The sequence below is a fragment of the Marinifilum fragile JCM 15579 genome (assembly GCF_001310955.1).
Taxonomy (GTDB): Bacteria; Bacteroidota; Bacteroidia; order Bacteroidales; family Marinifilaceae; genus Marinifilum; species Marinifilum fragile.
Window position 1 is genome coordinate 97,990 of the sequence record NZ_BAZX01000012.1, and the last position, 26,184, is coordinate 124,173.

The 26,184-nt window shown below is 35.7% G+C and carries 22 protein-coding genes; 17 read left to right on the forward strand and 5 right to left on the reverse strand.

Features of this window, described 5'->3' with window-relative positions; translation table 11 throughout:
- Nucleotides 1-18: 18 nt before the first annotated feature.
- Both JCM15579_RS10745 and JCM15579_RS10750 read right to left on the reverse strand, forming a co-directional pair.
- Entirely contained in the window at nt 19-1,581 is a 1,563-nt protein-coding gene (locus JCM15579_RS10745; protein ID WP_054719804.1) for a RagB/SusD family nutrient uptake outer membrane protein, read from the reverse strand.
- A 19-nt stretch (nt 1,582-1,600) separates the two neighbouring features.
- On the reverse strand, nt 1,601-4,573 hold the full coding sequence (locus JCM15579_RS10750; protein WP_054719806.1) for a SusC/RagA family TonB-linked outer membrane protein: 2,973 nt from the start codon (nt 4,571-4,573) through the stop codon (nt 1,601-1,603).
- 423 nt (nt 4,574-4,996) lie between these two features.
- Here JCM15579_RS10750 and JCM15579_RS10755 point away from each other — a divergent pair, with 423 nt between their 5' ends.
- From JCM15579_RS10755 to JCM15579_RS10790, 10 genes are all read left to right on the forward strand, one after another.
- Entirely contained in the window at nt 4,997-6,013 is a 1,017-nt protein-coding gene (locus JCM15579_RS10755; RefSeq protein ID WP_054719808.1) for a LacI family DNA-binding transcriptional regulator, read from the forward strand.
- Nucleotides 6,014-6,509: 496 nt separating this feature from the next.
- Complete coding sequence (locus JCM15579_RS10760; RefSeq protein ID WP_054719811.1) at nt 6,510-7,853, forward strand: MFS transporter; 1,344 nt, start codon at nt 6,510-6,512, stop codon at nt 7,851-7,853.
- A gap of 22 nt (nt 7,854-7,875) precedes the next feature.
- Entirely contained in the window at nt 7,876-8,523 is a 648-nt protein-coding gene (gene pgmB / locus JCM15579_RS10765; RefSeq protein WP_054719815.1) for a beta-phosphoglucomutase, read from the forward strand.
- Between the two features lie 74 nt (nt 8,524-8,597).
- Nucleotides 8,598-10,910 (forward strand): glycoside hydrolase family 65 protein, encoded by a 2,313-nt coding sequence (locus JCM15579_RS10770; RefSeq protein WP_054719818.1) that lies wholly within the window; start codon nt 8,598-8,600, stop codon nt 10,908-10,910.
- A 118-nt stretch (nt 10,911-11,028) separates the two neighbouring features.
- Nucleotides 11,029-11,892, forward strand: a complete 864-nt coding sequence (locus tag JCM15579_RS21920; RefSeq protein WP_218186136.1) for an alpha-amylase family glycosyl hydrolase — start codon at nt 11,029-11,031, stop codon at nt 11,890-11,892.
- Nucleotides 11,880-12,119 (forward strand): alpha-amylase family glycosyl hydrolase, encoded by a 240-nt coding sequence (locus JCM15579_RS21925; RefSeq protein WP_218186137.1) that lies wholly within the window; start codon nt 11,880-11,882, stop codon nt 12,117-12,119. The genes JCM15579_RS21920 and JCM15579_RS21925 overlap by 13 nt, the downstream gene beginning before the upstream one ends.
- On the forward strand, nt 12,071-12,841 hold the full coding sequence (locus JCM15579_RS21930) for a cyclomaltodextrinase C-terminal domain-containing protein (RefSeq protein WP_218186138.1): 771 nt from the start codon (nt 12,071-12,073) through the stop codon (nt 12,839-12,841). Before JCM15579_RS21925 ends, JCM15579_RS21930 begins: the two co-directional genes overlap by 49 nt.
- A gap of 33 nt (nt 12,842-12,874) precedes the next feature.
- Complete coding sequence (locus JCM15579_RS10780) at nt 12,875-15,283, forward strand: glycoside hydrolase family 31 protein (RefSeq protein WP_054719884.1); 2,409 nt, start codon at nt 12,875-12,877, stop codon at nt 15,281-15,283.
- Entirely contained in the window at nt 15,283-16,935 is a 1,653-nt protein-coding gene (locus JCM15579_RS10785) for an alpha-amylase family glycosyl hydrolase (protein ID WP_218186139.1), read from the forward strand. Before JCM15579_RS10780 ends, JCM15579_RS10785 begins: the two co-directional genes overlap by 1 nt.
- 34 nt (nt 16,936-16,969) lie before the next feature.
- Entirely contained in the window at nt 16,970-18,346 is a 1,377-nt protein-coding gene (locus tag JCM15579_RS10790) for an alpha-amylase family glycosyl hydrolase (protein ID WP_054719821.1), read from the forward strand.
- A gap of 67 nt (nt 18,347-18,413) precedes the next feature.
- Here JCM15579_RS10790 and JCM15579_RS10795 read toward each other — a convergent pair whose 3' ends face one another.
- Nucleotides 18,414-19,139, reverse strand: coding sequence for a LytR/AlgR family response regulator transcription factor (locus JCM15579_RS10795; RefSeq protein WP_054719824.1), 726 nt, complete (start codon nt 19,137-19,139; stop codon nt 18,414-18,416).
- Nucleotides 19,136-20,200, reverse strand: coding sequence for a sensor histidine kinase (locus JCM15579_RS10800; protein ID WP_054719827.1), 1,065 nt, complete (start codon nt 20,198-20,200; stop codon nt 19,136-19,138). The genes JCM15579_RS10795 and JCM15579_RS10800 overlap by 4 nt, the downstream gene beginning before the upstream one ends.
- Before the next feature lie 281 nt (nt 20,201-20,481).
- Between JCM15579_RS10800 and JCM15579_RS10805 the strand changes: the two genes are divergently transcribed.
- Complete coding sequence (locus JCM15579_RS10805; protein ID WP_054719830.1) at nt 20,482-22,332, forward strand: glycoside hydrolase family 13 protein; 1,851 nt, start codon at nt 20,482-20,484, stop codon at nt 22,330-22,332.
- Nucleotides 22,333-22,392: 60 nt separating this feature from the next.
- On the opposite strand, the gene JCM15579_RS10810 is transcribed toward JCM15579_RS10805, so the two are convergent.
- Nucleotides 22,393-23,181, reverse strand: a complete 789-nt coding sequence (locus JCM15579_RS10810) for an SPFH domain-containing protein (protein WP_054719832.1) — start codon at nt 23,179-23,181, stop codon at nt 22,393-22,395.
- A 206-nt stretch (nt 23,182-23,387) separates the two neighbouring features.
- Between JCM15579_RS10810 and JCM15579_RS21935 the strand changes: the two genes are divergently transcribed.
- From JCM15579_RS21935 to JCM15579_RS10830, 6 genes are all read left to right on the forward strand, one after another.
- The gene (locus JCM15579_RS21935) at nt 23,388-23,510 is read left to right on the forward strand and encodes a nuclear transport factor 2-like protein (RefSeq protein WP_262493508.1); all 123 of its coding nucleotides are present in this window, start codon (nt 23,388-23,390) and stop codon (nt 23,508-23,510) included.
- 49 nt (nt 23,511-23,559) lie between these two features.
- Nucleotides 23,560-23,763 (forward strand): hypothetical protein, encoded by a 204-nt coding sequence (locus tag JCM15579_RS10815; protein WP_054719834.1) that lies wholly within the window; start codon nt 23,560-23,562, stop codon nt 23,761-23,763.
- 92 nt (nt 23,764-23,855) lie between these two features.
- Nucleotides 23,856-24,425, forward strand: coding sequence for a VanZ family protein (locus JCM15579_RS10820; RefSeq protein WP_054719837.1), 570 nt, complete (start codon nt 23,856-23,858; stop codon nt 24,423-24,425).
- 156 nt (nt 24,426-24,581) lie between these two features.
- Nucleotides 24,582-24,827, forward strand: a complete 246-nt coding sequence (locus JCM15579_RS21940; protein ID WP_262493509.1) for an AAA family ATPase — start codon at nt 24,582-24,584, stop codon at nt 24,825-24,827.
- A gap of 5 nt (nt 24,828-24,832) precedes the next feature.
- On the forward strand, nt 24,833-25,894 hold the full coding sequence (locus JCM15579_RS10825; protein WP_262493510.1) for an AAA family ATPase: 1,062 nt from the start codon (nt 24,833-24,835) through the stop codon (nt 25,892-25,894).
- Nucleotides 25,881-26,174, forward strand: coding sequence for a hypothetical protein (locus JCM15579_RS10830; protein ID WP_054719839.1), 294 nt, complete (start codon nt 25,881-25,883; stop codon nt 26,172-26,174). Before JCM15579_RS10825 ends, JCM15579_RS10830 begins: the two co-directional genes overlap by 14 nt.
- The last annotated feature ends 10 nt before the right edge of the window (nt 26,175-26,184 follow it).

Below are 26,184 nucleotides of genomic sequence, written 5' to 3' on the forward strand. Positions count from 1 at the left end.
AACGTATTTTTAAATCTATTAATAACCTGAGATATTTGACAGATTTGGATTCGCGTTGATATCTGACGATGGAATTGGAAATACATTATATTTTGCATCAGTTGATTTTCCTTCTGCAACAGCACCTTTCCATGGCCAATTGTATGTTCCGCCTGTTAGTTTTCCAAATCGAATAAGGTCAGTTCTTCGGTGACACTCCCAATAAAGTTCACGAGCTCTTTCATCAAGAATAAAATCTAATGTAAGATCAGCTTCTGTAATATTTGCTGAGGTATTACCATATGCTCTTACTCTAAGTTCGTTGATATAATCTACTGCAGCAGTTTTAGTACCACCCGTACCTCCAAGAAGTACAGCTTCAGCATATACCAGATAGAAGTCTGCCAGTCGGTACAATGGGAAGTCGGTATCAGGGAATGATAAATTTGAACCTACAGCACCAGTTGATGTAACGTTTTTAAATTTACGTAATGCATACCCATCTCTAAAGTTGAAAATATCAGCAATTTCAAGGTTTTGACCTTCTGTCCAAATTAAACCTCTTTTATCTGTTCCATCAACATCAGGGAAAAGGCTAACGAAAGATGATGTAGTTCGGTTACCACCCCAACCACCATCGATACCAGACTCACTTGCAGGCATGTCGCCTCCAACGGTAGAGTGAATGATGAAAGTCATACCTCCCCAAGTTTGAGTGCTATTACCATCTGATGTAATAGGGAAAATGATTTCATTGGTTCTTAGGTGATTATCAGCTAAGAATAAATTCTCATAATCAGCTTCTAATGAATAGCTATCTATAATTTTATTACTATAGGTAATTGCTTCAGTATACTTAGGAGTATTAATGTAAACTTCTGCATTCAAATACATTTTTGCTAGAATTGCCCACGCTAAACCTTTATCCGCTCTACCATACTCATTGGTTCCTGGATCCATTAGGTCATTTTCAATAGTAGTAAGTTCAGTTTCTACATAATCAAAAAGTTGTTTTTGCGTTGCCATTTCCGGGAAGAAAAATGAACCCACTTCATCTTCTTCTGTTACGAATGGCCCACGACCAAACATGTCCAACATGTGATAGTAACTTAGAGCTCTTAATACTCTTGCTTCATTTCTAAAATCAGAATATTCAGGTTTGTCTGTAGTAAGTTTAATTAAGTTGTTACAGTATGCAATTTGTAGGTTAATACGGTAGTACATTGCTGTCACAAACTCATTTGAACTGTTCCAATCCTGGTCATGAAGGTCTCTTAAGTTACCGTCATTCCAAGCACAGATAGCTTCATCAGTTGGAAGCTCCTGGTGATTCCATAGTAATCTTAAATAGGATGAAAAACCACCATTGATACTACTGATATCCTGATCGCTATCAACTGCTGTTTGACCTCCTAATATAAGCCCTGCATAGCATTTTGCTAACAGTTGCTTATATGATTCAGCATCAGTTAAAACATTATCACCAGTTTTAATATCCTCATCAAGAGGTGTCGTGTCCAAATCATCCGTACATGATACCAATGCAAATATTAATGCAAATGCTATCAGGATGTAATTTGTTTTATAATATTTCTTATTCATTGTCAATGTTATTTGCTAATTAAAACTTAACATTTAATCCAAACAAGAATGTTCTTGGTCTTGGATATACATCATTATCGATTCCTCCGTTAACTTCAGGATCTAAACCGCTATAATCTGTTATCACGAATGCATTTTGTACAGAAGCATATGCTCTTGCATTAAAATCAAAACCTAATAGAGGTTTTAACAATTTAGTGAAGTTATAGCCAAGAGTGATATTATCAATTCTTAAGAAAGAAGCATCTTCAAGGAAATAGTCAGAATATTGTTGTGCAGTCTCAAATTGAGATTTGTTAATCTCAGAAGGCATATTGGTTAAATACTCATTTACTGTCATCTCTTGGTATCTACCACCTACGATAACATTGTTGTAAATTTGTCCACCAAGTCCAATTCTACCGTTAAATCCAAAATCAAAATCTTTATATTTCAAATAAGATGAGAATCCCATATTAACATCCTGAGCAGGATCATCTGCATAATATCTATCTGCAGTTGTAATTTGACCATCATTATTTCGGTCTACATAAAGTCCTTCAATTGGCTTTCCGTTTGCATCATAAACTTGCTCGTATACATAGAAAGTATTTAGAGCATGACCTACAGAGTGAATTTGAATGGTATTACCAACACCAACACCACTAATACCTCCAACTTCAACTCCTCGGTAATCAGGATCGTCATAGTTAGTCAAACGAGTAACTTCATTCTTATTGTAAGAAAGGTTAAATCCTACTTCCCAGAACAAATCTTCTTTATCTATTGCGATGGCATTAATCGAGAATTCGAAACCATTATTTTCAAGATCACCTACATTCGTAAGAAGTCTATCGGTGAAGTTGGTTCCAGCTGGAACTGGAATTGTATTTAATAGGTCTTCGGTTTTACGCTTGTATACATCTATTGTACCATTAAGTCTGTTGTTGAAGAATCCAAAATCGATACCTGCGTTGTAAGTTGTAGTCTTTTCCCATTGCAAGCCTTCGTCATAACCGTCAGGTCTGATTAAGGTGTAGTAATTACCACCAAATTGATATCTTGTTCTGGTGTCACTTAATCGATAAGTACCTAAATATGGGTAGTCACCACTATTTAATTCTTGCTGACCTGTCACACCATATCCTAAACGAACTTTAACACTACTAATGGCATCAATACTTTTCATGAATTCTTCTTCACTCATTCTCCAAGCAAATGCAGCAGAAGGGAATGTACCCCAACGGTTGTCTTTGTGAAATCTTGAAGAGCCATCTCTACGAAGAGTAGCAGTTAAGATATACTTGTTTTTAAATGTATAGTTGGCACGACCGAAGAAAGAAACTAAATAGTTCTCGGTTTCATTTCTTGAATCTTCAATGGTTGCATTGTTTCTGTCCACTTCGAAAGCTGAAGATTTAGACCAGAAGTGTTGCCACTCGTAACCTCCCATAACGCTAATTTTACTATCCAAAGATGGCAGATCTTTATCGTATGTAAGGAAGAAATCTAATAATTCGTTCTTTTTTTCCTGAGTATAATCTCTTTTTACGCCAGTAGATGAAGCTCTTACCCATGATGCATCCAAATCAGTAATGATATCTCCATCACTATCAGAATAATCATATCCAAGTTTAACACTAGCTTTTAAATCAGGGAAGAAGTGTAATTTATAATCAGCTTGAAAATCAGCAATAACTCTCGACACTTCTGACTTATCTGCTTTTTGTTGTAATTGAGCAACAGGGTTACGTGTTCCGTTTACGTTTCTAGAACCATCGCTCATCAACCAAGTTGTATATCCTCCATAAATACCTGTTTTATTGAAAACAGATTGAGTTGGATCATAACGTAATGCACTTCCGATAGCACCTTTGTCTGCAAACTGATTTTCAATCATCATATACTTAAGACCCATATTAAGTTTTAAATGATCATCGAAGAAGCTTGGGTTTACATTTAAAGTTCCTGTAGTTCTTTGCATTTCTGAAGTCTGCAAAATACCTTTTTGATCAGTGTAACCAATAGATGCACGGTAAGGAATGTTTTTAATAGCTCCTGTAATACCTACATTGTGCTCATGACCAGAAGCATCACGATAAATTTCGTCTTGCCAATCTGTTGAAGCGTTACCAAGTAAATTAGGATTTACAGAAGAATTTGTCTTCGCTCTTTCATTTACTAAAGCTCTAAATTCATCAGCACTTAAAACATCAATTGTTTCTTTAATCTTACCAAAAGAAAATTTCGCATCGTAAGTTACTTGAATATCTTGTCCGGCTTTTCCTTTTTTGGTAGTGATAAGGATTACACCATTGGATGCTCTGGAACCGTAAATTGCTGTAGCAGAAGCATCTTTTAAAACTGTAAATGTTTCAATATCATTTGGGTTTAATGAACTTAAAACATTGCTCATACCATCAATAGCTCTGTTGTCCAAAGGAATACCATCAATTACAATTAACGGATCGTTACTAGCAGACATAGAAGAACCCCCACGAATACGAATTGTAGAAGCAGAACCAGGAGCACCTCCATCACTTACAATTTGCACACCAGCAACTTTACCTACGATTAAGTCTTGTGGAGAACTTGTTGAACCTTGATTAAAATCATCAGAGTTTACTGAAAAAACAGCCCCTGTTGCATCATCTTTTCTAACCTGACCATAACCAATAACAACAACTTCGGAAAGGTTTTCGGTTTCAACACTTAAAATGACATTTATTTGAGTTTGATCACCGACCAAAATCTCTTGTGTTTTGTATCCTACAAATGAAAATACAAGTGTAGAATTAGCATCAACTTTCAGCGTATAATTTCCGTCGATGTCCGTAGTTGTACCAATGGTGGTACCTTTTACTACAACGGAAACACCAGGTATACCCATGCCATCGTTTGCATCGGTAACAGTACCACTAACTGCCTTTTCTTGTGCCTGTAAAACGGTAAATGAAAAAACCGTAACAAGCATGAGAAGCAGTTTTCTTAGCATACTAATGTTAAGTTCCATAAATAGAAATTTAAGATAAATTAGAATTTAGTTAATAGATTAGACATGTTTTAAATACTAAAAGAAATATGAACTCAAGTTTCCGACTCTTTAGCTTCCTCTTTTAGCATTCAAAATTATCTAAATCTTAAGTTAGTCTTAATTTTTTCTATTACCAAAGATACGAAATGGCAAAATCAAGTTTTTAAACCATTGATATTTAAGTGTAAATAAATCATCGCAATCGTTACCGCAAACGTTTGATATGTAATTATGTCTATATTTGAATTTGGGAGTTGAATTATAAGTAATAAGTCAATTGGTTTGTTTAAAATTTCCTATATTTACGGATGCTACAGCAATTTTGATTGGAGTGATTCTAATGCTTTGATAATATTAGGGTTGTGCAATCAATTTGATTTATTAAATCTCTATTAAATATCAATGAGAAGCGGACAAGTAACAATTAAAGATATTGCAAAGGAATTAGGCATTTCAGCCTCTACTGTATCACGAGCCTTAAAAGATCATCCGGATATCAGTGCAAAAACCAAGGAAGCTGTAAATGAATTGGCGAAGAAATGGCATTATAAACCCAATGCAGTTGCTCTTAGTTTAAGACATAGTAAATCGAATGTTATTGGAGTCATTATTCCGGAGATTGTTCATCATTTCTTCTCATCTGTAATTAGTGGGATTGAAAAAATTGCATATGAAGCAGGGTATAATGTTATGATGTTTCAATCGAATGAATCTTACGAGCGAGAACTGGCCAATGTACAAGCCTTGTTATCGAGTAGAGTGGATGGAGTGTTGGTGTCGATGTCTAAGGAAACAAGAGATTTTAGTCATTTTAAGGAATTAAGAGATAATGGCATACCTGTTGTTTTTTTTGATAGAGTTTGCAATGAGCTTTCTTCTGATAATGTAATTGTTGATGACTTTGCGGGTGCTTTTACAGCTGTTGAACATCTAATAAATTCGGGTTGTAAAAGAATCGCTCATTTATCTGCGCCACAACACATGCTTTTGGGGCAAAATCGCCAGAAAGGATATAGACAAGCCCTGTTGAAACATAAGCTTCCAATTGATGAAGAATTAATTATTAAATGCGACAGCTTTGAGGAGGCATTAGATAAAACTCCGGATTTGTTGAGCCTTCCACAACCACCTGATGCTATATTTGCTGTTAATGAACTTACAGCAGCAGGTGCATTATCGGTTGTTAAAAAAGCGGGGTTTAAAGTTCCTGAAGATATCTCTATTATAGGATTCACAGATGGGGTTGTTTCACGAACTTCTGATCCGGCTTTAACTACTTTAGAACAACACGGGTATGAGGTTGGCTTAAGAGCCAGCGAGTTGCTTGTTGGAAGAATTAAGGAAGGAAATATGGATTATGAGCCTGTAACCAAGGTTGTAAAGACCAATTTGATTGTTAGGGGATCTACTAGAAATTGATAATCGATGTTATAATATTACAAGGAGTTGAGAAAGTTCAACTCTTTTTTTGTTTCTAAAAGTTAGAATATCGACTTATAAATAAAAAAAATGTAAAAAAATATAAAATTTGTTGCAATCGTTTGAAATGGGTTTTCAGGCCTGTTTTTACTGGCTTACAGGCAGGTTGAGGCGCAAAACTTTTTGACAGATTGCTTACTTTTCCTTACTTTTGTCCCAGAGGGAAACCTCTTTTCCGACTTTATAAAATATACTTCCTTATAATATGATCTCATTTCTGGATAATCGAAGGAAATGAATAGGATCAAAATCCATTTTTTCTATTTGTGATGTAAAAGTTAGTTGGTCTTAAGCTGTATTGTGTTTTCAATATCGTGGATCATGATTAATTCCTTTTGTTTCTTTTATCCTAGTGTTGTGATATAAACTGTTACTTTAAAGGCAGTTTAAATTGAAATCAAACTTCTAAAAAGTAAGAAGAATTAATATCGATCAAATGAAGAAACAACCTCGTTTAAGCTTTTGGCAAATCTGGAACCTGAGCTTTGGATTTTTAGGTGTTCAGTTTGGTTTTGCATTACAAAATGCAAATGCCAGTAGAATATTAACAAGTTTAGGAGCAGATCCACATGAATTGTCATTTTTCTGGTTGGTGGCCCCAATTATGGGATTGATAGTTCAGCCGGTTGTTGGTGCTGCAAGTGATAAAACGTGGAACCGCTTGGGAAGAAGATCTCCTTATATTTTGTTCGGTGCAATCGTTTCTATGCTGGCAATGTTCTTAATGCCTAACGCTCCAATGTTTGTAAAAGCGGGTGGAGCTTTGGTTTTTGGTGTTGTAATGCTTGCATTAATGGATGGATCTTTCAATGTTACTTTCCAGCCATTTAGAGCATTGGTAGCAGATATGACTCCAGAAGAGCAACGAAATGTGGGTTATTCAGTGCAAAGCTTTTTAATTAACGTAGGTGCTGTAATTGGTTCTGCATTGCCTTTTATTATGACAGCTGCTGGAATTTCGAATGAATCAGCAGGAGGTAGTGTTGCTCCTTCGGTAATTTGGTCATTTTATATTGGAGGTTCCCTTCTTTTAATTAGTGTATTAGTTACAGTATTTAAAACAAAGGAATATCCACCTGAAGAATTTGAGGCTTATAATAACATTACAGAAGAAGATAAGGAAACAAAAGAGAGTTTTTGGAAATTATTGGTTAATATGCCAAAAACCATGAAGCAATTATCTATTGTGCAATTGTTTTCATGGTTTCCACTATTTCTTTTATGGGTTTACTCTACAACTGCAATTTCTCAACATTATTTCGGCGTACCTATCGATTTTAATGCAAAAACAGAAACCAATAAGCAAATTTTAGATGCTTTTAATGAAGCTGGTAACTGGGTAGGTATCTGTTTTGCAGTTTACAGTTTGGTAGCAGCATTATTTTCTATTCTAATGCCTAAGCTAATTAGCTTGACCAGCAGAAAAACAGTTTATGCAGGATCTTTAGTTATGGGAGGTATCGGCTTTATATCTACTATGATGTTTAACAACCATTACTTACTATTGATTTCTATGGTAGGTGTAGGTATTGCATGGGCAGGTATTTTGGCTATGCCTTATACCATTCTATCGGGAGCACTTCCTGCTAAGCGAATGGGAGTTTATATGGGGCTGTTCAACCTTACTGTAGTTGTACCTCAAATTTTAAGTGGTGTATTTGGAGGACCAATACTTCGTACTTTTTTTGGCGGCAATGGAATTTACATTCTAGTTCTAGCTGGTATTATCATGATTTTAGGAGCGATATCTGTATTCTTTGTGAAAGAATCAGATAAATAACAAAAACAATTTATAAAAACTGATGGGAAAGATTAGTGCATGCATCTTCGATTTAGATGGTGTGGTTGTTGATACCGCAAAGTATCATTACATCGCATGGAAGAGTTTAGCAAATGAATTGGGATTCGACTTTACCGAGGAGGATAATGAAAGATTGAAAGGCGTGAGCCGCATGAGATCATTAGATATCCTTTTGGAAATAGGGGGAGTTGAATTGGATGAACAAACAAAACTGGAACTGGCTGATAAGAAGAATAAAAACTATGTGGAGTACATATTAAAAATGACTCCAGATGAAATACTTCCTGGTGTAAAGGATTTCTTTAATGAACTTAAAGCTAAGGAAATCAAAATTGCTTTAGGTTCAGCTAGTAAAAACGCTATGACCATTTTAAATCAGTTAGAACTTACTGATTATTTCGATGCAGTTGTTGATGGAACACATGTTAGCAATGCGAAACCAGATCCTGAAGTATTCTTAAAGGGTGCTGAGTTGTTGGGTGTTTCTCCATCTGAATGTGTTGTTTTTGAAGATGCAGAAGCTGGAGTTGAGGCTGCTATAAATGGTAATATGAATTGCGTAGGTATCGGATCGCCTGATGTATTGGGAAAAGCAAATATTGTTGTTCCTGGATTTGTGGGTTTTTCAATGACTCAATTAAACTTTTAACGGTAAACAATTAACGTTTAGCAGTAATTGTTTAAAAAGTTAACTGCTAATAGCTAATTAAAAGAAAATCAAACATGAATGAGTATTTAAAGCATGATGAGTGGTGTATAATTGAGGAAGGCTTTAATCCTGAAAACCACCGTGCATCAGAAAGTATATTTAGTTTGGGTAATGGTAACATGGGACAAAGAGCCATGTTCGAAGAACATTATTCAGGCGAAACTTTACAAGGAACTTATGTAGCTGGAGTCTACTATCCGGATAAAACCAGAGTAGGATGGTGGAAAAACGGTTACCCTGAATATTTTGCAAAGGTATTAAATGCGCCAAATTGGATTGGTATCGATGTGAAAATTAATGGTGAAATGCTTGACCTTGCCAAATGTGAAGTGAGTGATTTTGTGCGCACTTTGAACATGAAAGAAGGAGTTTTAGAGCGTAGTTTTGTAGCTACACTTTCTAACGGAAACAAGGTGAAAGTTGAAGCCAAAAGATTTCTAAGTATCGTAACTTCTGAAGTTGGTGCCATTCGTTACTCTGTAACGCCATTAAATTTTGATGGGAAGATTAGTTTCACTTCATATGTGGATGCAGATGTTACAAACGAAGATTCAAACTACGACGAACAATTCTGGAATGTTCTACAGACTAAGTCAATGAGAGGTGAAGCATACATTACTGCAGCAACTAAAAAACTTGACTTTCATGTTTGTATGAGCATGAAATATGAGGTATTAAAGGATGGTCAGAAAGTGGATTTAAATCCTGCTTTAACTGAGAATGCCAAATATGTTGCCAATACAGTAGAAGTTGATGCTGAGCAAGATCAAGAGATTTCAATCTATAAATATGCGGCTGTATTAAGCTCATTAAATCACAGCAAAACTGATATTGCATCAGATGCACTTTCTGTAGTAGAGGCTGCTCAAGCTAAAGGCTATGGTGCTTTATTGGAAGAACATGTTAATGCATGGGCTGATAAATGGGATCATAGTGATATTGTTATTGAAGGTGATATTGCTGCTCAGCAAGCTATTCGATTCAATATTTTCCAAATGAATCAAACTTATACTGGTGAAGATGAAAGACTAAATATTGGTCCTAAAGGTTTTACCGGTGAAAAATATGGTGGATCTACCTACTGGGATACTGAAGCTTACTGTGTTCCTTTCTATTTGAGTACTTCTAAACCTGAAGTAACTCGAAATCTATTGATCTATCGTCATAAGCAATTACAAAAAGCCATTGAAAATGCAGAGAAACTTGGTTTCACAAACGGTGCTGCACTGTACCCAATGGTAACAATGAATGGTGAAGAGTGTCACAATGAGTGGGAGATTACTTTCGAAGAAATCCACCGTAATGGAGCAATCGCTTTTGCCATTTATAACTATATCCGCCACACGGGCGATAAAAAATATTTAGAAGAATATGGATTAGATGTGTTGATCGGAATTTCAAGATTCTGGAGTCAGCGTGTATCCTATTCTCAAGCGAAAAAGAAATACGTAATGTTAGGAGTTACAGGTCCTAACGAATACGAAAATAATATCAACAACAACTGGTATACAAGTACTATTGCAAACTGGTGTATGAAATATACACAAGAGGCAATGGCTCATGTGAAAGAAACCAATTCTGCTCGTTTCGAAGAAATCATGAAGAATTTAAACTTTGATTTTGAGACTGAAACTGCAAAGTGGAATGATATTATTGAAAATATGTACTATCCTGTTGATGAAGAAACTGGTGTTTTCTTACAGCAAGATGGGTATATGGACAAAGAGCAGATTTTAGCTGCAGATCTAGATCCAGCAATTCGTCCGATTAACCAACACTGGTCTTGGGATAGAATTTTACGTTCTTGTTTCATTAAACAAGCAGATGTATTGCAAGGAATCTACTTGTTCGAAGATCAATATGATTTGGAAACAATTCGTAAAAACTACGATTTCTATGAGCCAAGAACAGTTCATGAATCATCATTGTCGCCATGTATTCACTCTATTTTGGCAGCAAAAATTGGTGATGAAGAAAGAGCTTACAATTTGTACTTAAGAACTTCTCGACTTGATTTGGATGATTACAACAAAGAGGTACACGAAGGACTTCACATTACAAGTATGGCAGGAACATGGATGTCTGTTGTAGAAGGTTTCGGTGGTATGAGAGTTGTAAATGGAAGTTTGGTATTTAACCCAATGCTTCCTAAAGTTTGGAAATCTTACTCATTTAAAGTGCGTTTTAGAGGTAACTTGTTAAATGTAAGAGTTTCGGAAGAGGGAGTAGGAGTTATTAATGAAGAAGGAGAAGCTATCAATATCTTCATTAAAGATGATGAATACAAAGTTGAAAAAGAAAGCAGTCTAGTAGTAGAGAACGCTTAATTAATAGTTATGGCAATTCAGGATAGAAGTTGATCTACTGTCCTGAATTTTAATATTAGTAATTCTCATGATGAGCATTGTAAAAAGAATACTTTTCCCAATTTTATTTTTTTCTTTTTTGAGTCTGACTTCTTTAGCAGCGAAAACAAAAATCGAAAGGCTTGAACCAGAATTCTGGTGGATTGGCATGGAGAATCCCAATCTTCAATTGTTAATTTATGGTCAAGAAATTGGAGATTACAAGGCAGCATTGGATTATCCCGGTGTTACTATACAATCGGTGCAAAATGTTGAGAATGTGAATTACCTTTTTGTTAATTTGCAAATTGACAAATCTGCGAAAGCAGGAAAATTTGATATTACATTAACCAATTCCAAAGGAAAGGAACTAAAATATCAATATGAACTGAAGGAGAGAAGAAAGAATTCTTCAAACCGCAAAGGTTTTAATTCTTCGGATGTAATTTATTTATTGATGCCAGATCGTTTTGCCAATGGAAATCCCGAAAACGATTCAGTTGATGGATTGACCGAAAAGGCAGATCGAGCCAATTTTGATGGCCGCCATGGTGGTGATATTCAAGGGATCATTAATAAACTTGACTATTTACAAGATTTGGGAATTACTACATTGTGGAGTACTCCTTTATTGGAAGATAATGAAAAAAGAGGCTCATACCATAGCTATGCAATTTCCGATTACTACAATGTTGATGCGAGATACGGAGGTAATGAGGCTTATCTTAAATTGTCGAAAGAGTGCAAGAAAAGGGGGATTAAGCTGATCAAAGACATGGTTTTTAATCACTGTGCAAGTGCGCACTGGTGGATGAAAGATCTTCCCCAGAAAGATTGGTTCATCTTCATGATGAATACACAAACTCCAATCACCGTAAATCAACCTTATTGGATCCACATGCTTCTCAAGTGGATAAAATCAAATTTTCGGATGGCTGGTTCGATAAAAGCATGCCGGATTTAAATCAACAGAATGAACTGTTGATGACCTACTTGATTCAGAATAGTATTTGGTGGGTGGAATATGCCGATTTGGATGGAATTAGAATGGACACGCATCCCTACAACGATCCACAGGAAATGTCCAAATGGGGAAAGGCTCTATTGAAAGAGTATCCTCATTTGAATATTGTCGGTGAGACTTGGTACAAGAATGCGGCGAACATAGCTATTGGCAAAAAGGTGCATTAAATGCCGATGGTTACAATTCCTATTTGCCATGTGTTATGGATTTTCAATTGTTTTTCGTAATGGAAAAGGCTTTTCTGGAACCTCAGCAATGGGAAAATGGAGTGGTTCGATTGTACAATAGCCTTGCGGCGGATTATCTATACAAGGATTTGAACAATATTCTGATTTTTACAGAAAATCATGATACCGACAGAATTATGTCTACATTAGATGGTGATCTTGATAAGTTTAAACTGATGAACACTTTTTTGATGACTACTAGGGGAATTCCTCAAATTTATGCTGGGATCGAAATTTTGATGGAAGGAAAGAAGAGTGATGGAGATGGGAAAATGAGAATCGATTTCCCTGGTGGTTGGGAAGAAGATGGAAGAAATGCTTTTACAACCGATGGAAGAACCAATAAGGAAAATGATGCATTCAATTTTTTACAAAAACTGCTTCAATGGAGAAAAGTTAATCCTGTAGTTCACACTGGCAAACTCAAACATTATATTCCTGAAAATGATGTGTATGTCTATTTTCGATTTAATAATGAGAAAACTGTTATGATAGTGCTAAATAATGGTAGTGAAAAACAGGAATTGAGTTTGGATCGTTTTTCAGAGAATATAAAAGACTTTACAAAAGGATATGATATTTTGAGTGAACAAACCATTCAATTTTCAAATGGAAAATTAAGATTGAACGGCAACACATCAATGGTATTGGAATTAAAATAGAGAAAATAGCTTGAGGGCATTTTGAGAAAGAGTATGAGATTATTACAAGGTTTAAGATTGAGATTATTCGTTTTTATTGCATTAATTGCAATATCAACAACTGTTTTTGCGCAAAATAGTGCGAGAGAATTTCTTTCATCTCAATTAAGGGGAAAGGTTTTAGAAATAAAAACCAATGATGGTAGATATGAAATTCAATTTTACAATGAGAACATTGTAGAAACTGCATTTATACCGAGTGGTGAAAAGAAAGGTATTTCACATGCTGTTGTGATGAATCCTAAAGTGGATGATCTAAGCCTTGTACAGAAAAATGGGATTATTACATACATGTCAAAAGGACTTGTGGTGGAGGTATCAAAGTCACCATTTTCAATTCAATATTTGTATAAAGGGAAGAATCTGATATCAGAAAAAGAAGGATATACCAAAACTGACAGTACAGAGAATATTGACTTTAATCTAGAAAAAGAGGAAGTTTTGTTTGGAGGTGGAGCTCGTGTTTTGGGTATGAACCGTAGAGGAAATCGTCTTCAGTTATACAACCGAGCGCATTATGGATATGGTACGCATTCAGAATTGATGAATTATACCATGCCAGTGGTTATTTCATCCAAGAAATATGCAATTCATTTCGACAATGCTCCAATTGGCTTTTTGGATTTGGATAGTCAAAAGAACAATACACTTCGTTACGAAACCATTAGCGGTAGAAAGGTATATCAAGTTGTTGCTACTGATACATGGGAAGATTTTACTTACCAGTTCACAGAACTTACCGGTCGTCAGCCAATGTTGCCACGTTGGGCATTTGGGAACTTTTCGAGTCGATTTGGATATCACTCACAAAGAGAAACAGTGGAAACCATTGATCATTTCTTGAAAGATTCGATTCCGGTTGATGCCATTATTTTGGATTTGTATTGGTTTGGAAAAACCGTTAAGGATGAGATGGGAAATCTTGCATTTGATAGAGATTCATTTCCAAACCCTGAGAAAATGATTTCTGATTTGAATGATAGAGGTGTTAAAACAATTTTGATTACCGAGCCATTTATTTTGACTACTTCGGACCGTTGGGATGAAGCAGTTCGTGAAGGAGTTTTAGGTTTGGATTCATTGGGAAATCCATACAAATATGATTTCTTCTTTGGAAATACAGGATTGGTTGATGTATTCAAACCAAAAGCAATCGATTGGTTCTGGAATATCTACAAAGGATTGGCCAATAAAGGTGTTGCCGGTTGGTGGGGAGACCTTGGAGAGCCAGAAGTCCATCCATCCGAATTGCTACACGTAAATGGTACAGCTGATGAGGTTCACAATATCTATGGACATTATTGGGCCAAATTGGTTTATGAAGGATATAAAAAAGATTTTCCGGAGCAGAGACCATTCATTTTAATGCGTGCCGGTGCGGTAGGTTCACAACGATATGGAATGATTCCATGGACTGGAGATGTTAGCCGAAGCTGGGATGGCTTAAAACCACAAACCGAAATTTCGTTGCAAATGGGTTTGCAGGGTATTTCATACATGCACTCTGATTTGGGAGGATTTGCAGGAGCTAATCTTGATGATGAATTGTACACCCGTTGGTTGCAATATGGTGTATTTCAGCCAATATTCCGTCCACATGCTCAAGAAGATGTGGCTTCGGAACCAGTATTTAGAGAGCCAGCGACCAAAGCATTGGCGAAAAAATCGATTGAGTTAAGATACAAATTGATGCCATACATTTATACCATGGCTTTTGAAAATCATCAAACAGGTTTGCCATTAATGCGACCATTGTTCTTCGAGGAAGAAGACAATCAGGATTTGCTACACATTTCAGATACCTATTTGTGGGGTGATGCATTTTTGGTATCAACAGTAACAGATCCTGGACTGAAAAATAAAGAGGTGTATATGCCTAAAAATTCGGTTTGGTTCGATTTTGTTACCGATAAAAAGTACGATGGAGGTAAAGCTTATACCATCAAAACCCAAAAAGAAAGCATTCCTGTTTTTGTTCGTGGAGGATCATTTGTTCCTATGGTTCAAGGCATGAAGAATACCATTGGCTACTCTCTTAAAAATATGGATTTGCACTATTATCACGCTGCATCGGTTAATGAAAGTGAAGGCAAATTGTACAACGATGATGGAGAAACTCCAGCTGCTTACGAAAAAGGTGAATATGAAATGTTAAGATTTAATTCAACTTACAAATCGGGCAAACTAAGCATTAATTTGATTAGTGAAACAGGAGATCATTATAAAGCCATTGATAAAAAGATTTCTCATTTCATTCACAATATTGAGAAACAACCGAAGAAAGTAAGCATTAATGGCAAAAGAGTTGATTTCACTTGGGATGAGAAATCAAATACACTTGGCTTTTCAGGAGTGCTTAAAGCAGAAAAAAATCAAACCATTACAATAAAATTAGCTAAATAATGAAGATGAAACTATTCAGCATTTTTGCAAGTGTGCTAGTATTGTTATCAGCCTGTGCTAAAGTTGATAAGAAAGTAGAAAAGAAAGATACACCATTTGTATGGGAGGGAGCTAATCTTTATTTCTTGTTGACCGATCGTTTTAACAATGGAACTACAGAGAACGATGTGAATTTTGAAAGAAATTTGCCAACTGGAAAACTACGTGGCTTTGAAGGTGGTGACCTTAAGGGAATCACTCAAAAAATTAAAGAAGGATATTTTACCGATTTAGGAATCAACGCCATTTGGTTTACTCCGGTAACTGAGCAAATTCACGGAGCCGTTGATGAAGGAACAGGAAATACATATGGTTTTCATGGCTATTGGGCCAAAGACTGGACAGCTTTGGATCCAAACTTTGGAAATATGGAAGATCTAAAAGAATTGGTTGAAACGGCTCATGCCAATGGAATTCGCGTGGTTATGGATGCTGTGATCAATCATACAGGTCCAGTTACCGAGAAAGATCCTGTTTGGGAAAGCGATTGGGTAAGAACAAGTCCGCAATGTACTTACGATAGCTACAAAAATACCATTGAGTGTACATTGGTAAAAAATCTTCCTGATGTAAAAACGGAAAGTAATAAAGAAGTACGCATTCCCGAAACTTTGGCTCAAAAATGGAAAGCTGAAGGAAGATATGAACAAGAAGTAAAGGAGTTGGATGAGTTTTTTGCTCGTACAGGATATCCGCGTACGCCAAAGAACTATATCATCAAATGGTTGTGCGATTACATCGTAGAATTTGGGATTGATGGTTATCGTGTGGATACAGTAAAACATACCGAAGAATCGGTTTGGGCTGATTTTCGCAAAGAGTGTGAATATGCATTCGAGCTTTATAAGAAAAACAATCCTGAAAAGGTGTTAGATGATAATGGATTCTATACTGTAGGAGAGGTTTACAATTACAATATCAGTCATAAGTTTGCTTTTGATTTTGGTGATAAGAAAGTGAACTATTTTGCCAATGGTTTTACTGATTTGATCAATTTTGAGTTCAAGTACAATGCTCAATCAACCTACGAAGAATTATTCTCCATGTATTCTGATATCCTTAATGGTGATTTAAAAGGGTATGGAGTATTGAACTATTTGACATCGCACGATGATGGTTCTCCATTTGATCAGAAAAGAGAAAGAACTTTCGAATCTGCAACTAAACTATTATTATCTCCTGGTACATCCCAAGTTTATTATGGTGATGAATCAGCCAGACCATTGTTGGTTGACGGAGCAGTGGGTGATGCCAATTTGAGATCGTTGATGAATTGGGATGAAATCGAAAATAATGCTGAAACGCAAGCGATTTTAAATCACTGGCAAAAGTTAGGACAGTTCCGTGCGAATCATCCTGCTGTTGGAGCTGGTGTTCATAAAATGATTTCAGAAAACCCATATGTGTTCCGCAGATTATTCGAAAAAGGAGAATATCAAGATCAGGTGTTTGTTGCTTTGGATTTGGATAAGGGATTAAAAGAAATTTCGATTGCTGAATTGGAAGATGGAACAAAGTTAAGAGATGCATACTCAGGTAAGGAAACAGAGGTTAAGAATGGAAAAGTAAGCATTGATACTGAGTTTGATATTTTATTATTAGAGTTGATTTAGAAAAAACATCATACTAACTAATCAAATTATTGAAATGAGAAGAGTATTTCAAACAGTTTTAAGTCTATTGTTGGTTGCAGGAACTTTGGCTTCATGCCAGAATAAACCTACATCAAATAAAGTAGCAGAGGAAAAGAAGGCGGAAAAGCCTGTAGAGTGGAGTAGAAATGCTAATATTTACGAGGTAAACATTCGTCAGTACACTCCAGAAGGAACCATTAATGCTTTTGCTGAGCACATGCCACGATTAAAAGAAATGGGCGTTGATATTCTTTGGTTAATGCCTGTTTATCCTATTTCAGAAAAGAATCGAAAGGGAAGTATGGGGAGCTATTATGCCGTGAAAGATTATCGTGCTGTTAATCCTGAGTTTGGTACAATGGAAGACCTACAGAACCTTGTGAAAAAAGCTCATGATATGGGAATGAAAGTAATTCTTGACTGGGTGGCAAATCATACTGGTTGGGACAATGTAATCATGGAAGAGCATAAAGATTGGTATACTCAGAATGAGAAAGGCGAAATTGTAATTCCTGAAGGAACAGATTGGAGCGATACTGCTGATTTGAACTACGATAATGAAGAAATGCGTAAGTACATGATCGGATCGTTGAAGTTTTGGATTGAAAAAGCAAATGTAGATGGGTTCCGTTGCGATGTTGCAGGTATGGTTCCAACTGAATTTTGGGAAAAAGCACGTGTTGAATTAGATGCTGTTAAGCCTGTGTTTATGCTGGCAGAAGATGGTGGACATGAGCTTTTAGAGAACGCATTTGATATGGGTTATGGATGGGAATTCCACCATATTATGAATGAAGTTGCCAAAGGAGAAAAGAATGCCAATGATATGGAAGCATACTTCCACAAAATTGATACTGTATTTCCTGCAGACTCTTACATTATGAATTTTACTACCAACCACGACGAAAACTCTTGGAATGGCACTACTGAAGAGAGAATGGGAGAAGGTGCTAAAACTTTTGCAGTTTTGACCTTTACAATGCCAGGTATGCCACTAATTTACAGTGGTCAGGAAGCTGGTTTAAACAAGCGATTGAAATTCTTCGAGAAAGATGAGATCGATTGGTCTAATCTTGAAATGACAGAATTCTACAAAGAATTAATTGCTTTAAAGAAAAACAATAAAGCACTTCAAAATGGAGTGAAAGGTGGCAAATTGGTGCGTATTCCATCGGATCAGAACGAGAAGATTTTTGCTTTCTCACGCGAAGCCGAAGGAAACAAAGTTGTTGTGATTTTGAACCTAAGCAAGGAAGCTACAAAAGCTACTCTTGAAATGGGCGAAAATGCTGGAAACTATGCTTCTTACAAGGATGGTAGCAAGCACGATTTGGCTGCTAAACTTGAGGTTGAATTGAAACCTTGGGAATACAAAGTATATGTGAAGTAAAATAGTTTTCCGAATTTCGGAAACCGATATCCCAATGATAGCCGCTCTTTTTAGGGCGGCTTTCTTTTTATAAAATTGATTTTTGTTCAAGTACACTAATTACCATGCTCTTGTAATTGCGACCAATTGGAATCAGTTTGTTGGCTATTTCGATGTTGCTGGAGGTGTAGCTTTGAATTTTATTTATTGAAGCGATAAATGAGCGGTGTATTCTTAGGAAGGATGATTCCGGTAGCTTTTCCTCGATATTGCTTATGGTATTTAGTGTTACAATTTCTTGTCCATTTTCCATGTAAATGGAAACATAGTTACGCAAACTTTCGATGTATTGTATTTCGTGCAAAAAGACTTTTACCATTCTCTTCTCAGATTTGACAAAAATAAATGGCTGTTCCGACGATATTTCTTCTTTTTTTTCTGGAATTTGAAACTGTGGTTGATTGATCTTAAAATATCGGTTTATGGCTTTAATAAAACGACCAAAAGGGATCGGTTTAATCAAATAATCCAGAGCTTCCAGTTCATAACTTTCTAATGCAAATTCCGAATATGCAGTTGTGAAAATTACACTTGGAGGATTGGATAGGTTTCTTAACAATTGAATGCCTGTGAGTCCTGGCATTTGTATGTCTAAAAATAGCAAGTCGATTTGTTTCGAATTTAGAACCGATAAAGCTTCAACTGCACTCTTGCATTTTCCTTCCAATTGTAAATAATCTATTCTATTGATGTATTCTTCAATCACATCAATAGCCAAGTCTTCATCATCAACAATTAAACACTTTATCTTCATCGCAATTTTAAATTTAAGTGTACCGAATACGAATCTTCATTTGCTGTTATCTTCAAATCGTGCTTCTCGGGATAGATTAAAGATAGCCTCCTTTTTACATTTTGCAAGCCAATTCCTCCAATTACAGATTCTTGGTCGGAGCCAGATTGAGGAATGCTATTTTCAATATTTAGTTTCAACTCATTGTTTTTTACTCCTAAATCTATGGTGATCCAAGCATTTCCATCGAAACCTTTTGTGCTGTGCTTAAAACTATTTTCAATAAACGGTAGGATAATCATTGGAGCAATTTGGTTTAAACCAATATCTCCCCAAATGTTAAAACTGAGATCAATTCTATCGCCATATCGTATTTTTTCAAGCTCCAGGTAACTTTTGATGCTGTCAACTTCTTTCTGAAGATCAACGCTTTTTGAGTTGGTTTCATACAACATATATCGCAGCAGTTCCGATAGTTTTAGGATTACATCCAAAGATTGATCAGACTTCTTTAAAATTAAAGAATATAAGCTATTTAAAGTATTAAAAAGAAAATGGGGTTGAACCTGATTTTTCAGGAACACCAATTCTGCTTCAAGCTTTTCCCTTACAAGAAGCTGTTCGTTTTGCTGTACTTTATTAACATGATCTACCAGTTTTAGAATAAATGGAATGGCCATTACCGTTCCCAGATTAATCGAACTACGCATAATCTGTACATAGCTAAATATTGGCTGCACTTCAAACTCTTTCAAATAGTATTTCAGAATGATATAGTTGTCTGTAAATCGCTGTGTAAACGAAACGATGATAAGGGAAATTCCAAATAGCAAGATGAACTTGCCAATTTTTCTTTTGTACAGAAATTTTGGGAACAGGAAATAAATCACCCAATACACCAATGCAATTTTTGCAGGAAGATTTATTAGTTCAACCATCATTGTTTTCTTGAAATTCATGTCGTAGCTTCCCCAGGTAACCGCAAAGAAGAGCAGGTAGAATATCCAGTAACTAATGTGTTGAACCCATTTGTTATTTAGGATTTTAGCAAAATTGTTTTTCTCTGAACTTATGATTTGCATATTGAGTTTTTGCGTTTGGATATCAATTCAATGCTATTTTACCGTATTTTTAATTACAAAGCAAGTTTGAATCTGTTTTGCTTGGTTTTTCTGGACCAAATACAATTTAAGAAGATGAAACAGTCGAAATTTCAGGACAAATTACAATTGGTTTCTATTTAGGCATTCCATCCATTTAGAAATGTATTCTGTTAAAATAAGTTGTTAAATTATAGATACTTCCATTACTTAGGGCTTGAGTTGGGAAAATACCAACAACTAAGTAATTCAAAACTTATAATATGAAACGTTTATTATTGGCATTAATTACGGTTTTGTTTTTAGGAAACATCACTGCCTCTGCAAAAAATAAGATTGATCATTTGGAACCTGCATTCTGGTGGGTCGGAATGAAGAGTCCAAAACTACAATTGTTGGTGCATGGCGAGAACATCTCAGACTTGAAACCAGAATTGAATTATGATGGAGTGAGTATTGAAAAAGTAAGTCGAGTATCAAATCCAAATTATTTGTTTGTTGATTTATTAATTGATAAAAAGACAAAGGCTGGTGAATTTGTTATTCTTTTTAAGAAAGGAAAGAAGACTGCAATTACATATAAGTATAAACTTTTAAAAAGAGAAGAGGGCTCAGCACAAAGAATTGGATTTACTCCAAAAGATGTGATGTACCTAATTACTCCGGATCGCTTTGTCAATGGTAATCCTGATAATGATAACGTGAAGGGCTTAAGTGAGCAAGCTGACAGAAGCAATTCCAATGGTCGCCATGGTGGTGATATTCAAGGAATGATCAATAGTCTTGATTATATATCAGATATGGGGTTTACTGCCATATGGGTGAATCCTTTGTTAGAAAATGACCAGGATAAATATTCCTACCATGGATATTCAACAACCGATTACTACAAAATTGATGGACGATATGGATCGAATGAGGAATATCAGAACCTATCTCGTTTGGCCAAGGAAAAAGGCGTTGGCTTAATTATGGATGTGATACTAAACCATTGCGGATCGGAGCATTGGTGGATGAAAGATATGCCATCAGAAGATTGGATAAACAACAAGGGAGAGTTTATGCAGTGTACTCATAAGCGATCAACAATACAGGATACTTATGCATCTAAAGAGGATTTGAAACAATTTTCCGATGGTTGGTTTGTAAAAACAATGCCTGACTTGAATCAAAGAAATGAGTTCATGGCAACTTACCTAATCCAGAACGCAATTTGGTGGATAGAATATGCGGGCCTTTCGGGAATTCGTGTCGATACTTACCCATATTCAGATGCAGCATTTTTAGCAGAATGGACCGGAAGAGTAATGGAAGAATATCCTAATTTCAATATTGTTGGCGAGGAATGGAGTACGAACCCTACGATTGTATCCTATTGGCAAAAGGGAAAAGTCAATCACGATGGTTATAGATCGAATTTACCTAGTTTAATGGACTTTCCTTTGCAAAATGCAATGGTAGAAGCATTGACCAAAGAAGAAACATGGGGTACGGGCTGGATTAAGCTATATGAAATGTTGGCCAATGACTTCCTGTATGCTGATCCGGGTAATCTGGTAATATTTCCGGATAATCATGATATGGCTCGAATTTTTGATCAGGTAAACAGAGATTACGATTTGTATAAAATGGCAATGGTATATACACTTACCATGCGTGGAATTCCTCAAATTTATTATGGAACGGAAATTTTAGCCAAGAGCGATGCAGGAGGTGATCATGGAAAGCTACGAACTGATTTTCCGGGCGGATGGAAAGGAGACAAAGTAAATGCATTTACTGGCGAAGGTTTGAGTGCTCAAGAAAAGGATGCGCAGAACTTCATGAGAAAACTGATGAATTGGAGAAAAATAAGTGATGTAATTCACAAGGGTAAATTAATGCACTATGCTCCTGATCTTGGCATTTACTCTTATTTCAGATTTACTGATGAGGGAAAAGTAATGGTGATTTTGAACAAGAACAAAGAAGCTGTTAAAATGGAAACCGCCAGATATCATGAAATGTTGAATGGCAACGAAACAGGCAAAGATGTCATTTCAGGTAAAAACTATCGTTTGAATGGAAGTATTGAGGTTCCGGCACGATCGGCCTTAATTTTAGAGATAAATTAGAAATAGAAGTTAGAATGGAAGAATCCCTTGGTAATTTTACCAGGGGATTCTCTTATGCCTTTATTTCTTATCCTTTTTACTTTTGGTTTTTTCCTCCTTCGAATCCATTTTTAGCTCTTTGGTATTCCTTGGCAATACCTCTTCAGGGAATGGGAACAGAATGGTTGAGTTTTTCTCGGATGCAATATTTGCCAAGGTTTGATACAACCTCAATTTAATGGCAGATGGTGATTTGTCAATCATTTTACCAGCAGATAGTAGGTTTGCTGCAGCTTCTTCTTCAGCCAAAGCAAGAATGACACGAGCACGGCGCGAACGTTCTGCTTCGGCCTGGTTGGCCATCATGCGGCGCATGTTCTCCGGCAACTGAATGTCTTTAATTTTTACATCAATAATAACGATTCCCCATTCCTGGGTTTCCTTCTCAACAATGGTTTTGATGTTTTTACCCATCTCTTCCCGTTTCGAAAGAATGGTGTCTAGCTCAACTTTTCCGCAAACATCTCGCAAAGCAGCCTGAGCCAATTGCATAATGGCAAATTTGTATTCCTCCACTTCCAAAACTGCCTTCTCGGGATCATCAATTTTAAAGAAAACCACCCCATCAATGCTACAAGGAACATTATCCTCGGTCATTACCTCCTGCGAATCGATATTGATGGTGATCACTCGAATGTCAACAATATTCACGGTTTCTACAATGGGAATAATCCAGCGGAATCCTGGATTTAGGATTTTAATGTACTTTCCGAATCGGAATTTTAAAGCTCTTTTGTATTCGAAAATAATTCTGATGCCTGCAAAAAAGAATACTACAACTGCCGAAAATAAAATAAGAAAGATATCCATGAGAAATGTTTTTAAAGTTGAAATGGGTGAGAAGAAGTAAGTTTCAGAAGTACTCTAAAGAATAGTATTATTCAATGATGATCGGCGTTTATTAAATTTACGAAATAACTTAGGTTGAGACAAAAGTTTATGAGAATCATAAGTTTACATTTGGTAAGCAGTTTTTTGTTTTGTAGATTCATCTTAAATTATTGTAATGCAGTACCATGAAAAACCTACAAAAAGTAATAGAAAATTACATTCAGGCCTATAATCAGTTCGATATTGAAGGAATGCTTACAGATTTGCACGAAGATGTAGTTTTGAGAACATTTCAGAGGGGATTTTGACTTTGCGAACAGAAGGAATCGATGAATTTCACACTCAGGCTGAAAAAGCATGAATTGTTTTAGCCAGCGAGAGCAAATTATCAGGAATTGGGACATTCAACTGGATAAAGTGGTAATTGATATTGATTATAAGGCCACTTTGGCCACCGATCTCCCCAGCGGAATGAAGCAAGGTGATATCCTAGAGATTTCGGGACAATCTGAATTTGTTTTTGAAGAGGATAAAATAATCCGGATTGTAGATAGGGCATAAAATGGCAATTTGAAATTATCGATGTCTGCACAAAAGCTTGACATCTAAATTTTAGTGAGGTATCTTATGGGTTAATACACAAAAGTAAGATTATGCCTTTATTTAAATCATCACTTGAAAAAAGATTGTGGCTATACGCACTGTTGGTATGGCTTGCCATTTTAACCAGCTTGATTTTTGGATATCCCTTGCTGCAGAAGCTAGGTGCTGAGAATATGGAGGCTCTTATTTTTATTCTGTGCATGATTATTATTGGTACCACTGTTATTTTACACACCTTTCGTCGTGCCAACGACAAGAACGATACCGTTACTGTACTTGGCATATTGGCAGTATTCATGATGTTATTTCTTCGCCTTGGATTGGCCGAGCGTTCTCATCTGATAGAATATTCGGTGCTTACCGTTTTTATTCACCGTGCCATGCTCGAACGATACACGGAAAAGTACAAAGCCTTAACAATTGCCCTATTAACTTTGCTGCTTTCTTTTTTAATTGGTGTGTTCGACGAATGTGTGCAGGTGTTTATTCCACGACGCGTGTTCGATATGGCCGACTTTCTTTTTAATGGTTTGGCTGCAGGTATGGCCATTGGAGCCAGTTTGTTGTGGCAATGGATTCGAAAGAAAACGGCTTTGCCTCAGTCTCGACCGAAACGCTGAACGCTGACAGGTCTTGCGACGCTGTCAGGTTTTTCTTTGCCTTATTTCTCAAATTAAATTTTGTTAAAATCCTATTAAAAACACAATAATGAGTTGTTTTTAGAGTTTTTATCCCTTATTTTGCAATTGAAACGCAAATTAGAAAGGAAAAATATCATGTTAGTAAATTTTTCAGTACAAAACTTCCGTTCCATAAAAGATAAAATCACCTTGTCTTTTGAAGCGACCAAATCACAAGATTTAGAAGATTATTATATCATTGAGCCAAAGGAGGGAGTTCGATTATTAAAATTGGGGATGATTTATGGGGCCAATGCTTCAGGAAAAACGAATGTTTTGATGGCAATTGATTTTCTGAGAGATTTAATATTGGACCCGACTAATATCAAAACAGAGGCTTAGATGTAATGCCTTTTTTGTTTGATTCGATTACTGTTGGAGAAAATTCAATTTTCAGTATTGAATTCTATAAGAAAAATATAAAATATTATTATGAGGTTGAGTTAAATGAACATTCAATAATAAGGGAACAATTAAATTATTTTAACCCTAATAAATCCTTGGTCTTTAAAAGAACAACTGATGTTTTAAAACAGTTGACAACAATAAATTTTGGAAGTAAGATTGGAGTTAAAAAAGTTCATAAAGAGATTTTAGAAGCAAATACTTTATGGAATAATACAGTATTTGGAGGGTTTTTGAAAACAAATTTTGAATCTTTTCAAATGCAGGAAGTTTTGGATTGGTTTAAGAATAACTTAAAGCCTATTGTAGTTCCTAGGACAGAATTAGCATCATATGTATCTGAAAAAATTGAGGATAATGAAATAGATAAGAATACGGTTCTTAATATTCTTAAGAAAGCAGATTTTAATATTTCTGATATTGAAATCAAGAGAGAAGAGCAAAATGTCACTGATGAATTGATGAATTTTGTGAGTAAAAACATGAATATATCTTATCATGACCTAATGGATCTTAAAGCAAAAGGGAAAATTCAGGGAATTGAAATATTATTTCAACACGAAACAGAAAGTGGTATTCCCCTAGAGTTACCTTTTGGATTAGAGTCCCAGGGGACGCAAAGATATTATGAATTTGGTGGTCTATTAGATTTAATGATTAGAAATAGTGCTGTATTTTCGATAGATGAATTCGAATCATCTTTACATCCAGATTTATTAAAGCACTTTTTGCTAAGCTTTCTGGTTAATTCAAAACAATCTCAGTTAATTGCTACTACCCATTTGCGTGAGTTATTAATGGAACAAGATATCTTTAGAAAAGATGCCATTTGGTTTACGGAAAAAAAAGAAGATGGAAGTACAGATTTGTTTTCTTTAGATGATTTTGATACATCTGTTATTCGTAAAAACAGTTCAATTTACAATGCCTATAAAGCAGGAAAATTGGGTGCAACTCCAAACCTGAGTGATTACTATTTAGATATTGATTATGGCGAGGAGTAATCGAAGAGTTCAAGGCAGGAAAAGAGGTCAGGGAAACAAAACTATTTATGTTTTGGTTGATGGGGAGACCGAACAAATTTATTTACATCAATTAAAACAATTTGAAAATTTAAAGGCTATTTCCATTAAACCAGATCTCCCTAAAAAGAAGAGCTTAAGAGATCAATATGAGTTGATAAAGGAGGAAGCAAAACATTACGATAATGCAATTTGGTTGGTTGATTTTGATGAGATTCTAAAACATGAACGAGAGTTAGGGGAAAAGGAAAATCACCGCTAACTGAGTTCAA